The 14,413-nt window shown below is 68.8% G+C and carries 9 protein-coding genes and 1 pseudogene; all 10 read left to right on the top strand.

The window, feature by feature from the left end; translation table 11 throughout:
- Nucleotides 1–226: 226 nt before the first annotated feature.
- Nucleotides 227–1,726, top strand: a complete 1,500-nt coding sequence (locus tag ACFFGH_RS27350; protein ID WP_386674413.1) for an MFS transporter — start codon at nt 227–229, stop codon at nt 1,724–1,726.
- A gap of 23 nt (nt 1,727–1,749) precedes the next feature.
- Nucleotides 1,750–3,348, top strand: a complete 1,599-nt coding sequence (locus ACFFGH_RS27345) for a GMC oxidoreductase (RefSeq protein WP_386674410.1) — start codon at nt 1,750–1,752, stop codon at nt 3,346–3,348.
- Nucleotides 3,330–6,587 carry a glycosyl hydrolase gene (locus ACFFGH_RS27340; RefSeq protein ID WP_386674407.1) on the top strand — a complete coding sequence of 1,086 codons (3,258 nt, stop codon included), beginning with the start codon at nt 3,330–3,332 and terminating at the stop codon, nt 6,585–6,587. The genes ACFFGH_RS27345 and ACFFGH_RS27340 overlap by 19 nt, the downstream gene beginning before the upstream one ends.
- Nucleotides 6,588–6,696: 109 nt before the next feature.
- A complete protein-coding gene (locus ACFFGH_RS27335) occupies nt 6,697–8,010 on the top strand; it encodes an ABC transporter substrate-binding protein (RefSeq protein WP_386674404.1) in 1,314 nt (437 codons plus the stop codon).
- A 58-nt stretch (nt 8,011–8,068) separates the two neighbouring features.
- Nucleotides 8,069–9,037 (top strand): carbohydrate ABC transporter permease, encoded by a 969-nt coding sequence (locus ACFFGH_RS27330; RefSeq protein ID WP_386674401.1) that lies wholly within the window; start codon nt 8,069–8,071, stop codon nt 9,035–9,037.
- 2 nt (nt 9,038–9,039) lie between these two features.
- A complete protein-coding gene (locus ACFFGH_RS27325) occupies nt 9,040–9,876 on the top strand; it encodes a carbohydrate ABC transporter permease (protein ID WP_386674398.1) in 837 nt (278 codons plus the stop codon).
- Between the two features lie 11 nt (nt 9,877–9,887).
- Nucleotides 9,888–11,405 carry a GMC oxidoreductase gene (locus ACFFGH_RS27320; RefSeq protein ID WP_386674395.1) on the top strand — a complete coding sequence of 506 codons (1,518 nt, stop codon included), beginning with the start codon at nt 9,888–9,890 and terminating at the stop codon, nt 11,403–11,405.
- Entirely contained in the window at nt 11,395–11,796 is a 402-nt protein-coding gene (locus ACFFGH_RS27315) for a C-glycoside deglycosidase beta subunit domain-containing protein (RefSeq protein ID WP_386674392.1), read from the top strand. The genes ACFFGH_RS27320 and ACFFGH_RS27315 overlap by 11 nt, the downstream gene beginning before the upstream one ends.
- Nucleotides 11,793–12,902: a sugar phosphate isomerase/epimerase family protein gene (locus ACFFGH_RS27310; protein ID WP_386674389.1), complete on the top strand. Its 1,110-nt coding sequence runs from the start codon at nt 11,793–11,795 to the stop codon at nt 12,900–12,902. The genes ACFFGH_RS27315 and ACFFGH_RS27310 overlap by 4 nt, the downstream gene beginning before the upstream one ends.
- A gap of 11 nt (nt 12,903–12,913) precedes the next feature.
- Nucleotides 12,914–14,401: pseudogene (locus tag ACFFGH_RS27305) on the top strand (family 43 glycosylhydrolase); the annotation flags it as partial.
- Nucleotides 14,402–14,413 lie beyond the last annotated feature (12 nt).

Raw genomic sequence — 14,413 nt, 5'->3', positions numbered from 1 at the left:
GCGGGTATCGGGAGTGGTGATGCTCCAGTCGGATCGGCCATCGGAAATCGCGATAGCGGGCATCACCATCACACGGGCCGCGAGCAGGTCGGCGAACCGGCGCCCGGACGTAGGCTTGACCTCGACGTCGGGGTCCCCGGGACCCGTCGGACGGGCTCGAGCCCGGTCCGCGCACACGGCCGCGTCGTCCGCCCGTTGGCGGCTTTCTTGGCCACGGTGAATCCTCTTGAACCTCTCGCAGGCCCGGTTCCGGGCGCTCATCTTCGCACTGTTGCTCGTATCGCTGCTCGGCGCGCTCGACCACACCATCATCGCCTCGTCGCTGGCTACCGTCACCGGTGAACTCGGCGGTGTGGAGCACATGAGCTGGATGATCGTGTCCTACACGCTGGCCGTCACCATCGCGATGCCCGTATTCGGCCGTCTCGGTGACCTCTACGGCCGACGTGGGCTGTTCCTCGGCAGCCTGCTGCTCTTCCTCGCAGCGTCGGTGCTGTGCGGCTTCACCCAGGACATGATCCAGCTCGCCGGCGCCCGTGTGCTCCAGGGCATCGGGGGCGCCGGTGTCCAGATCCTGTCGCAGACGATCGTCGCGGACGTGGTCGCACCGCGGCAACGGGCGAAGTATCAGGGCATCATCGGGGCGGCGTTCCCGATCGCCATCGTTGTCGGGCCGCTCGCCGGCGGCGTGATCACCGACACGATCGGCTGGCGCTGGATCTTCTGGATCAACGCGCCGCTCGGCCTCCTGGCCCTCCTCCTCGCGTTCCGCGCCATCCCGTCATCCCGTCGGCACGACCGTGGCGGCACCTTCGACGTGCCGGGGGCGGTCCTGCTCGGAATCGCCACCACCGGCCTCGTGCTCGCCGTGACGTGGGGCGGGAGCATCCTGGACTGGCTCTCTCCGCAGATGATCGCGATCGTCGCCGTCACGGTGCTCACCGGCTTGGCATTCCTGTTCGTGGAGCGCAGGTCGAAGCATCCGCTGGTGCCGCTCGGCATCTTCCGCAGGCGAGTGGTGCTGATCGCCACGATCCTCTCGCTCGTCGTCGGCGTCGGGCTGTTCAGCGTCGTCTCGTACCTGCCTGCGTTCGTGCAGATGATGTACCGCACCTCCGCGACGGTGGCTGGGCTGGTGCCACTCGCGACCGTGCTGGGCATGCTCGTGACGTCGCTCGCCTCCGGCTTCCTGGTCAGCCGCACCGGCAAGTACCGCGCATTTCCCATCCTCGGCACGGCGGCCGGGGCGGTGGGGCTGATCGCGATGGCGTTCATCAACAGCGACGTTCCGCTGTGGGTTCCGGCGGCGCTCATGGCGGTGGTCGGCCTCGGGACGGGTGGGTTCATGCAGCTCGTCATCGTCATCGTGCAGGGGGACACCGACCCCAGGTCGCTCGGGGCGGTGACCTCGGCGGTCCATCTCGTGCGTCAGATCGGGTCCACGGTCGCCACGGCGCTCGTCGGCGGGGTCTTCGCGGCACGCCTGGTCGAAGGCCTGCCTGCCCGGGTCGACTCCGGATCCCTCACGCCCGCGGTGCTCCAGTCGCTTCCAGCCGCCACGCAGCTCGACGTCGCCGCCGCATACAGCAGCGCCATGGCACCGGTGTTCCTTGGGCTGGGTGCCGTGTACGCCGTCGGGTTCGTTGCGGCACTGCTGCTTCCGCACACCGAGCTGAGCGACCGGCTCGAGCCGGACCCCGCAGAGTCGAACGCAATCGCAATCTGATCCACTCGAAGAGGAGACACACCATGGCTACCGACACCGCCACATCCGGCCCCCGCGTCGTCATCATCGGCAGCGGACCGATCGGCGCGACCTACGCACGCCTGCTGCTGGAAGGCCACCCGACCGCCACCGTGCTGATGGCGGAGCTCGGCCCTCAGTTGACCGAGCGGCCAGGCATGAGCGTGCGGAACATCACCGACCCGGATGAGCGAGCGGCCGCCCGCGAACGGTCGCAAGGTCCGCAGGCCGGGGACTCCCGCCACGAGCTCGGCATCCCCGCGTCGATGGTGATGGAGGGCACGCTCACGGCGCGGCAAGGCACGCATCTGATCGACTTCGGCGGCCCCGGATCGGGACACACGGTCGGCTTCCCATCCGCCGCCGTCTCGACCAACGTCGGCGGCCAGGGCGCGCACTGGACGTGTGCCGTGCCCCGACCCGCGTTCAGCGAGCGCATCGCGTTCATCCCCGACGATGAGTGGGACGACGTGATCGGCGAAGCGGAGGTGCTGCTCCACACGACCAAGAACGCGTTCGGTCTCTCGGCGATGGGGCGCGCCATCCGGTCGGTGCTGCAGGAGGAGTTCGCCGGGGACCTTCCCGAGGGCTATGGCCCCGGGGTCCTGCCCGTCGCGGGTGACGAGGCCGAGGACGGCTCGATGACCTGGGCCGGCACCGACTTCGTGCTCGGTCCGCTGACCGAGGAGGACTCTCCGCTCGCCGAGCGATTCGAGCTTCGTCCGCTGACGCTCGGCCGCCGCATTCTCCACACCGACGGACACATCACCGGTGTGCTGCTCGAGAACGCCGTCACGGGCGAGCAGCAGGAGGTCGAGGCGGACGTGGTGGTCGTGGCGGCCGACGCGCTGCGGTCGCCGCAGCTGCTCTGGGCGTCCGGCATCCGCCCCGAAGCGCTCGGTCATTACCTCACAGAGCACCCGGTCATCTTCAGCACGGTCGCGCTCGACGCCGGAACGATGTCGAGATTCGCGACCGAGCAGGAGCTCGAGGACGAGCTCGCGCGTCGCGCCACCAACCCGTCGGACCCCGTCTCCGGCGTCAACCGCGTGCCGTTCTCCGAGCCGGACCACCCGTTCGCCGCGCAGATCATGTACTCCGAGAAGGCGCCGATGCCGATCGACCCGTCGCACCCGCTTGCCGACAGCAAATGGGGGTACGCGAACGTCGGTTGGGGATTGCGGAAGCACCCGCGGTTCGAGGATGCGGTGACGTTCGCCGACGACGAGCAGGACTACCGCGGCTTCCCGAACATGACGATCACCTACGAGCTCACCGAACGGGAGCTCGCGGAAGTCGAGCAGGCGAAAGTCTTCCAGCGCCGGGCTGCCGAGGCACTCGGCACATTCGTGCCGGGCGGCGAGCCGCGTCTCATGCCGAACGGCACAAGCCTGCACTACCAGGGCACCATGCGCATCGGCGAGACCGACGACGGAACGAGTGTGGCGGACGGATGGTCGAAGGTGTGGGGCTTCGACAACCTGCTGGTCGGCGGGAACGGCCTCATCCCGACGGCGACGGCCGTCAACCCGACGCTGACCAGTGTGGCCATCGCCGTCCGAGGGGCACGCCGTCTGCTCCAGGAGTGGAACTCACCGCGATGACGGATCCGGTCGTCGCCGGCTTCAGCTCCCCGCCCGATGAGGCACGGCCGCGGGTGTGGTGGCACTGGATGAACGGGAACATCGACGAGCCGGGCATCCGCCTCGACCTGGAGTGGATGCAGCGCGTCGGCATCCGGGGCGCGCAGGTGTTCGAGGGCGGTATGAACGCACCGCAGCTGGTCTCGGACCGGCTGGTGTTCCTCTCCGAGCCGTGGAGGCGGGCAATGCGCACCGCCGCCGCGACTGCGGAGGAGCTTGGACTCGAGCTCACCATCGCGACGTCGCCGGGCTGGAGTGCCGCAGGCGGGCCGTGGGTGGAGCCGTCGGACGCGATGAAGAAGGTGGTCTGGAGCGAGACGATCGTCGCAGGCGGAGGGCCGCTCTGCTGCGTGCTTCCTGCGCTCCCGGCCGTCTCCGGCCGGTACCAGGACGTGCCGCGCTGGGGCTCGCCGAACGATCCCGAGTTCGCGCGAGACACGCGGGTGCTCGCCGTGCCGGCACTTGCCGACCATGACCCGCTGATCCCCGCATCGGCTGAAGTCGACGGAATGCCGACGGACGCCAGGACACTCTGGGACGGGCTATTCGCCGACGGGCTGGTGCTGCGTCGAGACCTGGACGGCGGCACGTCGACGGTCACCTACCGCTATGACGAGCCCGTGTCGATCGGCGCTGTGACGGTCGGACTTCCTGGCGCACGCGGGTTCGGCAGCGCTCCGCCCGCGGTCGCGACCCTCGAGGTCAGCGACGACGGGATCCGCTTCCGGACGGTCACGACCCTCCCGCCGTCCCAGTCGCCGGTCCGGTCGCGCAGCTTCGCGCCGGTCAGGGGCCGGTGGCTGCGCCTCGTGCTCGACTTCGCACCGGCGGGGTCGACGGTCCCGCCCATGGCACCCGGGGTGTTGCCCCTGCCGTTCCCGCCGCCGCGCCCCGAGCTCTCCGTCACCCAGTTCCTGCTGTTCGGTGGAGGCAGGGTGTCCGCGGTCGAGGAGAAGGCCGGCTTCGCCACGGCGCCCGACTACTACGGGCTCGACTCGCCCGAAGCTGCGACCGCCATTCCACGCGACTCGGTGCTCGACCTCACGCCGTACGTCCGCGACGGCGTCCTGGAATGGGATGCACCGCCCGGCCAGTGGCGGATCGTGCGTTTCGGTTCGTCGCTGACCGGCCACACCAACGGCCCGGCGCCGGCGGAGGCAACCGGCCTCGAGGTGGACAAGCTGGATGCGGGACGCGTCGAGCGGTATCTGGCTCACTGGCTGTCGCTGTACGAGGAGGCCGTCGGGCCTGAGATGCTCGGTGACCGCGGCATCCGCTCGCTGCTCAGCGACAGCATCGAGTCCGGCCCGCAGAACTGGACCGACCGGCTGCCCGAGGAGTTCCAAGCGAGACGCGGATATCCGCTCACGCCGTGGATGGTGGCGCTGGCCGGGTACACGGTCGGCAGCGCGGCCGACACCGACGCGTTCCTCTGGGACTTCCGCCAGACGATCGCCGAGCTGTACGCCGACGCGTACTACGGCACGGTCGCCCGGGTCGCGCGGGAACGCGGTCTCGCGTACTACGCCGAGGCACTCGAGGACCATCGGCCCCAGCTCGGCGACGACCTGCAGATGCGCAGTCACGCCGACATCCCCATGGGCGCTGGGTGGGTCTTCCCGCCCGACGCGGATCCGAAGCCTACCTACGTCGTCGATTTGAAGGGCGCCTCGTCGGTGGCGCATGTCTACGGCAAGCCCTTCACGGGCGCGGAGTCCTTCAGCGCGTTCGGGGAGCCATACGCGACTGCACCGCGTCATCTCAAGCACGTAGCGGATCTCGAGCTCGCACTCGGGGTGACGAGATTCTGCATCCACACCTCGCCGCATCAGCCGTCAGAGGTGCGTCCGCCCGGCATCTCGCTGAGCCCGCACCTCGGGCAGACCTTCACCCGGCACGAGACCTGGGCGGAGCAGGCCGGGGGATGGGTCGACTACCTCTCGCGGTCCTCCCATCTGTTGAACCAGGGCGTGCCCGTGGCTGATGTGGCCTACTTCATCGGCGAGGAATCGCCGGTGACTGGCCTGTTCGGCGACCGGCTGCCAGACGATGTGCCGGCCGGCTACGACTACGACTTCGTCGGCGCCGATGCGCTCTTCACCGCATTGACCGCGGATGAGTCGGGCAGACTGATGTCGGCCGGAGGAGCCCGGTATCGGGTGCTCTACCTCGGCGGCAGCTCGGCCCGGATGACCGTCCGGGTGCTCCGACGCCTGCTGGAGCTGGTCACGTCCGGCGCGAGCCTCGTGGGACACCGACCGCACGGGACGCCGAGCCTCCGGGATGATCCTGAAAGATTCGCCCAGCTTGTCGACGAGCTGTGGGGTGCGTCGCCCAGCTCGAGAAGGACCGTGGGGCGCGGAGTCGTTCGCGAGATGACCCTGTCCGAAGCGCTCGGAGACGCCCGGATCGATCCGGACTGGCGACCAGTGGCGGGCGTCCGGATGCTGCACCGACAGCTTCCCGACCGCGACGTGTACTTCGTCAGCAACACCACTCCGGAGGCGGTCAGCGCCACGCTCGACGTTCGGGCGGCAGGCGCAGCGGTCGAGTGGTGGAGCGCGGTGGAGGGCAGCCGCTGGGCTCTTCCGGCGACGTCGACGATGGGCCGAACCGCGACGCGGGTTCTCCTCGGCGCGCACGAGGCGGCTTTCCTGGTCGTCGGCGATGCGACGACCGATGAGCCGGTCCCGCTGTTCCGGCCTCTCGCCACTGCGGACGACGATTGGGTCGTGGAGGTGCCGGCGACCGGGACGAACCTGGGACCGGCCACGCTCAGCGACGTGCACGAAGCGATCGAACGGTCCAATCTCGGCGGCTTCTCCGGCACGTCGAGGTGGCGCAGCATCATTCGGTTGCCGGAGGGCGAACCCCGCGACGGTGGCCGGTACCGGGTCGAGCTGGGGGACGTTGGCGATATCGCCACGGTGAGGGTGAACGGCGCCGAGGCCGGGGTCCTCTGGACTGCTCCGTGGGGCATCGACGTCACCGCTCAGCTCGCACCGGGCGAGAACGCCCTCGAGATCGACATCACGAACCCGTGGTGGAACCGGATCGTCGCTGACGCAGCATCCGGCGAGCCGGCGACCCAGCTCACCGGACCGGTTCTCTCGCCCAGCGCGCCGCTGCGAAAGTGGGGGCTGACCGGCCCCGTTGTGCTGCAGCGAAGCGCGCCGCACGGCATCACGAACGCGAATTGACGGTATAGACGCACGCCGTGTGAGGCTTTCGGCAACGCGAGGAAGCCCTCCTCCGCGCGGTCCCGCCACAGGGCGCGGCCGAGACGAAGAAGTCACGAGAGGTCTGAAAATGACACAGCACAGTCGCATCCGTCGCAGTGCATCTCCCGGTGTTGTCCTGCTCGCCGCGCTCACCGGCGTCACGCTCGCAGGTTGCGCCGCCGGCGGATCGGGAGGCGGCAACGGCTCCGGCTCCGGTTCCGGTTCCGGAGGGGACGCCGAATCGTTCACCCTCGGCGTTCCCATCACGGAGGCCGGCGACAGCCCCTACCAGCTGATCGCCGACGCCTACATGGAGGAGAACCCCGACGTCACCATCGAGCTGAAGGAGCTGCCGAACGACGGCTTCGCCCAGGCGCTCAACACCCAGCTCCAGTCCGGAAGCGCTCCCGACGTCTTCTACGTGCAGCCCGGCTCCGGCAACACCCAGTCGGTGATCCCCTACGCCGAGACCGGCTACCTGGAGCCGCTCACCGGCACCGCGACCGAGGACATCGTGCCCGAGTCGTCGAAGGGTGACCTCTACTTCGAGGACGAGCTCTACGCTCACCCGCTCGACCTCTCCGTCATCTCGGCCGTGGTGAACCAGACCGCCGCCGAGGAGGTCGGGTTTGAGATGCCCGAGACGTTCGACGAGCTGCTCGAGTCCTGTCAGGCCGTGGCGGATGAGGGCAAGTCCGTCTTCGTCGTGGCAGGCACCGCGCCGCCCAACACCGGCCTCACCGCGATGCTGCTCGCCGCCTCGCGCGTGTACGCCGAGAATCCGGACTGGAATGCCCAGCGTGCCGCCGGGGAGGTCACCTTCGCCGAGGACCAGGGCTGGCAGGACACCCTCCAGGCAATCCTCGACATGAAGGACGCCGGCTGCTTCCAGCCCGGCGCTGAAGGCGGCGACTTCGCGGCCATCACGAACGGCCTGGGTCAGGGCACGTCGCTTGCCGGCTTCATCCCGTCAGGTGCCGCCTTCGGCCTCGGTGCCGAGGCGCCGGACTCCGAGTTCAACGTGCAGGCGGTTCCGGCCGAGGACCCGGCGAACACCGTCATCTCGGCGAGCGCCAACAACGCCCTCGGCATCAACGCCAAGTCGGAAAAGAAGGAGGCAGCCAAGGCGTTCTTCGAGTGGCTCGCACAGCCGGAGAATGCCGCGAAGTACGCCGAGGGCTCGGGCAACCTGCCCATCGTCGGGCTCGACACAGCGGCGCTGCCCCCGCAGTACGCACCCATCGCCGAGTACCTCGATGAGGAGCGTTTCATCTCGCTGCCGAACGCCACCTGGGCGAACGGCGAGGTCTACACCAACCTCGGTGTCGGCGTGCAGGGTCTGCTCACGGGGCAGGCGACCATCGAGCAGGTCCTCCAGTCGATGGACCAGGCCTGGGGCTGATCCGGCCTCTCGCCACAGATAGCAGGACCCATTCATCAAGGAAGATGACCGAGAAATCATGAGCATCAACGTCGAAATCCCGGTTCCGTCCAAAGGGACTGGTCCTGCTGAACCACCGACCGGGGCGGGGCTCGCGCGCTCGCGCGGGCCCCGCCGCCGGCCGGTCCTCTCCTACGGATCCTGGTGGTGGGCGCTGCCGTCCCTCACGTTCGTATTCCTGATCCACTACCTGGCAACCATCTTCGGCGGCTTCTACGCCTTCACCGACTACTCCGGCATCGGCGGATTCAACTGGATCGGCGTCGAGAACTTCGTCCGGATCTTCCAGGACCCGGCCATGGTCGGGGCGCTCCGGAACACGCTCGTCATGGCGTTCGTCTTCCTGGTGGTCACCAACGTGCTCGGTATCCTGTTCGCCCTCGCCCTCAACCGGCTGCTGAAGACCCGGTACCTCCTCCGCGTGCTGATCTTCGCGCCGGTGGTGCTCAGCTCCCTCGCGGTCTCCTACATCTTCAAGTTCATCTTCCAGTTCAACGGACCGCTGAACGGCTTCTTCGGCTTCCTCGGCCTGACCGACTGGCAGAAGACGTGGCTCGCCGATCCGACGTTCGCGATCGTGGCGATCCTCGTCGTGCTGATCTGGCAGAACGTCGGCCTCACCATGGTGATCTACCTTGCCGGGCTCGCCTCCGTTCCGGTGGAACTTGAGGAGGCAGCGGCGCTCGACGGCGCCGGCGTCTGGAACCGCTTCCGGAACGTGGTCCTGCCGTCGATCCAGCCCTCCGTCGCCATCGCGACGACCCTCACCCTAATCAGCGGGCTCCGCGTCTTCGACCAGGTCATGGCGATGACCGGCGGCGGTCCCTTCGGCGCAACCGACACCCTCGCCACAGTCATCTATCGCGAGACGTTCGCGTTCGGCAGGTTCGGCTACGGCTCCGCCCTCGCACTCACGCTGAGCCTGTTCGTCGTGATCGCCGCGGTCGGCCAGCTCTACCTCACCCGCGACCGGAACCGGAAGGCCTGACGATGTTCCGTTACACAAAATGGACGCTCGTCCGCGAGATCGTCGTCATCCTCGGCGCGATCGTCATGCTGCTGCCGTTCTACTTCCTCTTCTCGACGGCGCTGAAGCCGCGCGAGGAAGTGCTCACCACCCCGGCGATCCAGCCGCCCACCGCCCCGACGCTCGACGGACTCTTCGAGATCTTCGGCGGCACCGGCCGCTCGAGCATCTCGGTCGGCATGATGAACAGCGTCATCATCACGGCCGGTGCGATCTTCGGACTCGTGCTGCTCGGATCGCTCTGCGCCTACGTGCTCTCCCGCAAGTTCAGCCGCTTCAGCACGGTGGCGTACTACATGATCCTCGTCGGCATCATCGTGCCCGCGCAGCTCGGCACCATCCCGATCTACGTCGGTGCGAGGGCGCTGGGAATGGTCGGCAGCCTCTGGGGGATGATCATCCTCTACGTCGGCATGCTCATGCCGCTCGCGGTGTTCCTCTACGCCGGGTTCATCCGGGCGCTTCCGAAGGAATACGAAGAGGCATCGACCATCGACGGAGCCTCGAAGTTCCAGATCTTCGTGCGCGTCGTCTTCCCGTTGCTCGCGCCGGCGACCGGGACGGTCGCGATCCTCACGGGACTCGCCGTCTGGAACGACTTCTTCACTCCGCTGATCTTCCTCGACGGATCCGAGGCGGCGACCCTGCCGGTCGTCATGTTCGGCTACGTCGGCTCGATCGTGTCCCGCTGGGACCTGATCTTCTGGGTCGTCATCGTGTCGATGCTGCCGATCCTGATCTTCTACCTGTTCGCGCAGAAGAAGTTCATCCAAGGATTCAGCGGCGGCATCAAGTCCTAGGGGGAGCCACCATGAGCAGCAACCGCAGCGCCGACGTCGTGATCGTCGGCTCCGGCCCCGCGGGTTCCACCTTCGCGCGGGTGCTCGTGGACGAGTTCCCCGGGCTCCGCATCGTGATGGTGGAGGCGGGTCCGAGCACGGGTGAACCGCCCGGCCGGCACGTCAATACGATCTCCGACCTCGACCTCAAGGCCGCTGCGCAGCGTGCATCCGAGGGACCGGACCCGGAGCACCGGTCGGGGCCCCCGACCATTGGGCCCGGGCCAGCCCGTCCCGGCACGTTCCTGGTCGACCGGGACGGCGAGATGCCGGCGGCGGCGATGTCGAGCAACGTCGGCGGGATGGGGGCGCACTGGACCTGCGCGTGTCCGCCGCCTGGGGACGGCGAGCGGATCGACTTCCTGCCGAGGGCCGAGTTCGACTCGCTGTTCGCGGAGGCCTCCACGCTGCTCGGCGTCACCCAGACCGCGTTCGAGGACGCGCCACTCGGCAGGGAGCTCCGCGCCGCGCTGGGTGCGCACTTCGATGACGGGCGCGCCCCGGACCGGAAGGTGCAGCCCATGCCGCTCGCCGTGACGGTGCGGCCCGACGGCTCGCGCTACTGGACGGGCACCGACGTGATTCTTGGCGAGGTCGCGTCGTCACCCTCGTTCGAGCTGCTCGCCGAGACCCTCGCCACCAGGATCCTGCACGACGCCGGCCGCGCGACCGGGGTCGAGGTGCGTTCATTGCGAACGGGGGAGCGCTCGACGATCACCGCGGGTGCGGTCGTGGTGGCGGCTGACGCCCTGCGCACCCCGCAGCTGCTCTTCGCGTCCGGCATCCGTCCGGCCGCGCTCGGTCGCCACCTCAACGACCACACCCAGGTCATCGCGCTGGCTCGCCTCGATGACCGGTTCATCCCCACGGAGGCGCGGACCCGCCCGAAGCAGGCCGGCGGACCGCTCGAGGGGTACAGCGGCGTGAGCTGGATCCCGTACGACCGGAACAGCTTTCCGTTCCACGGACAGATCATGCAGATGGGCACGTCCCCGATCCCGCTCGGCGACGTCGAGGAGCCGTGGCCCGGCTCCATCGTCGGCATCGGGCTGTTCGCGACGAAGCACATCCGGGAGGATGACCGCGTCGAGTTCGATCCGGCCGAGACGGACGGGTACGGCCTGCCGCGGATCCGTCTGCGCTATCAGCTGGATGAGGTGGATCAGCAGACGATCCAGGACGCGATCAGCTGGGCGGACCGCATCGCGCACATGATCGGATCGCCGTTGGGTGGCCCGCCGCGGCTGCTCCCCGCGGGCAGCTCGCTGCACTACATGGGCACGGTGCGCATGGGCATTGCGGACGACGGCACCTCGGTGTGCGATCCGGAGAGTCGTCTCTGGGGACTCGAGAACGTCTTCGTGGGCGGCAATGGCGTGCTCCCGGCGCCCACCGCCTGCAATCCGACAGCCACGTCGCTCGCGCTCGCCATCCGCGCCGCGCGTGCGCTCGGCCGCGGCCTGAAGGACCGATCCGTCGATGCTGCCTGAGAAGATCCTCGAACCGGGAACGCTCCGGCAGCGCGACGGGAAGGTGTCCGTCTCGGTGCGGATGCCCTGGTACCGCGCCCTTCCTCTGTCCTCGGTCACGGACGTGTCGCTGGAGGTGGACGGCGTCCGGGTGCCGAGCGAGTCGCTCCGCTGGACCCTGCAAGGTCGGTCCTTCGCGCTCGACGAGCTCCCACCGCGCCACGACCAGTGGTGGTACGTGCTCGACTCTGCGAGGGTCGAAGGCGACCTGCCGGCCCTCGACCCGGAGGTCCCGCACGAGGTGCACGCCACCGTCGGGCTCTTCATCCCGTACATCGTCGTCGGAGACGACACCCTCAAGATCGTCGAGCACGACCGCAAGACCATGCACGTCGAGGAGGCCGGCTCGTGACGGCGACGCCGCTCGGCACACCCGTCCAAGGTGTGACGCTCTACAGCTTCACCCGCTTCTTCCACGATCGCCGTCTGGACTTCGACGACCTTGTCCGCGAGGTCGCACGCCGTGGCCTCGGGCCGGGACTCGAGATCGTCGGCTTCCAGAGCATCCGCGACTTTCCCCGCGTCTCCGAGGCGGTCGTGTCGCGCTTCCGCGCTTTGATCGAGGAGACGGGCCTCGTGCCGACGTCGCTCGCGACGAACGCGGACGCGGGCCTGCGCCGGGACCGCAGGCTCACGAACGACGAGCTGGTCGACTACATGGCGGAGCAGATCGTCGCCGCCCGCCGACTCGGCTTCTCGATCGCCCGGGTGCAGAACTCGCTGACGCCCGATGACATGGAGCGGCTGCTGCCCGTCGCGGAGCGCGAGGGTGTGGCGCTCGGAATGGAGATCCACTCGCACCACTCCGTGCATCACCCGCTGTTCGAGCGGCAGCTGGAGCGGGTCGTGAAGCTCGGCTCGCCGCTGCTCGGGTTCGTGCCGGACTGGGGCGCCACGATGGTCGGCGTGCCGCCGAGCCTCTACCGCAAGTACCGCCAGCGCGGGCTCAGCGAGGAGCTCCTCACCGAGATCGACTCGCTCTGGCACGAGGTGCACCGCGACGGCGCACCCAGGGACGAGGAGACGCAGGGTGCCCGCTTCGGCAGGATCATCCAGCTCGCTCATCGTCACGGCGCCGGCGACTACGCCATCGAGCTGGCCGTCAACACCGCCGGTCTCTTCGGGCACGCGCCAGTTGCTGAATGGGCGGACATCCTGCCCTGGGCTGTGCACACCCACGGCAAGTTCTACGAGATCGACGGGAACGGCGACGAGCCGGCCGTGCCGATCCCGGACATCCTCGACGTGTACGTCAAGAGCGGCTACTCCCGCAGCATCTCCAGTGAGTGGGAAGGCTTCCACTGGAACGACTGGGACGACGCGTTCGACGTCATCGTGGGCCAGCAGGCGCTGATGCGCCGCTCGGCCGAAGCGAGCGGTTCCAGGATGGTGGCGGACGCCGCCGAGGCCCGGTCCCTGCTCGGAGGCTCGGCAGTCGCCAGCACGGCCGCATCGTGACGGCTGCGTCGGAGAATCAGCGCCGGGCGGATCTCGGCAACGGCACCTATGTGAACCCGGTGCTCGCGGGCGACCACCCCGATCCCACCGTGCTCCGAGACGGCGACGACTACTACATGACGTTCTCGTCGTTCGAGGCGTACCCCGGGCTCGTGATCTGGCACTCCAGAGATCTCGTCAACTGGACGCCGATCGGGCCGGCCATCACCGCTCCGATCGGGAGCGTGTTCGCCGTCGACCTGTGCAAGCACGGCGATCGATATTTCATCTACATCCCGGTCATCCCCACGACCCTCGCGCCGAGCCCTGGCGGCCCGCCGCTGACCTACGTCATCTGGGCGGACGACATCCGCGGGCCTTGGTCCGAGCCGATCGACCTCGGAATCCGCGGCACCATCGATCCCGGGCACGTCGTCGGGGAGGACGGACACCGGTACCTGTTCATGAGCGGGGTGACGCGCATCCGTCTCGCGGACGACGGGCTCAGCACGGCCGGCGAGCTCGAGACGGTGTACGACGGCTGGCGGTACCCGGACGACTGGATTGTCGAGGCGTACGCGCTCGAGGGCCCGAAGCTCCTGCGCAGGGGTGACTGGTTCTACTTAATCAGCGCCGTCGGCGGCACCGGCGGGCCGCCTACCGGTCACATGGTCATCGTCGCGCGCTCCCGGTCGGTGCACGGCCCCTGGGAGAACGACCCGCAGAACCCCATCATCCGGACGGTCGAACCGTCCGAGGCGTGGTGGTCTCGCGGTCACGCGACGCTCGTCGAGGGACCGGACGGCCGGTGGCGGGCCGTGTATCACGGGTACGAGAACGGCTTCCGCACCCTCGGCCGCCAGTTGCTGGTGGAGCCGATCGAGTGGACCGACGACGGCTGGCCCCGCGCACTCGGCCGGGACCTCTCCGGCCCCCTGCCGATGCCGGCGGAAAGCGCGGGACGGCACGGGTTCGCGCTCTCCGACGACTTCAGCCAGGACAGCCTGGGATTGCGTTGGGCGTTCTATCAGCCGTCCGCGAGCGAGGCCGATCGAGCCACCTTCGGGAACGGGCTGCGGCTGACCGCGAAGGGGGACGACCCGCTCTCGAGCTCGCCGCTCACCGTGGTGGTCGGCGACCGGGCGTACGAGGTGCAGGTCGACCTGGAGCTGGACGGCGACGCGCAAGGCGGGCTGCTCCTGTTCTTCGACCGGCGCCTCTTCTCCGGTCTCGGCGTCGACAGTGAGCGGATGCTGACCTACCGGAACGGGATCGCATCGCACTGGCGGGAAGCCGCACCGGCGGTGCGGAGGTGGCAGTTGCGGATCACGAACGACCATCACATCGTCACGATGCACTACCGCGCCGGTGACGGAGACTGGGTGCGCCACGGGCTGCGCATGGAGACCTCGGGGCATCACGCCAACTCCTCGGCAGACCTCGCGAGTCTTCGACCTGCCCTCTTCGCGTGCGGCGACGGCTCGGTGACATTCCGGAACTTCCGCTACCGCGCCCTCTGAACGCGTCCGGGC

Source organism: Lysobacter korlensis, from assembly GCF_042434515.1.
Note: the sequence above shows the minus strand (reverse complement) of the source record. Positions and strands in the feature narration are given on the sequence as shown.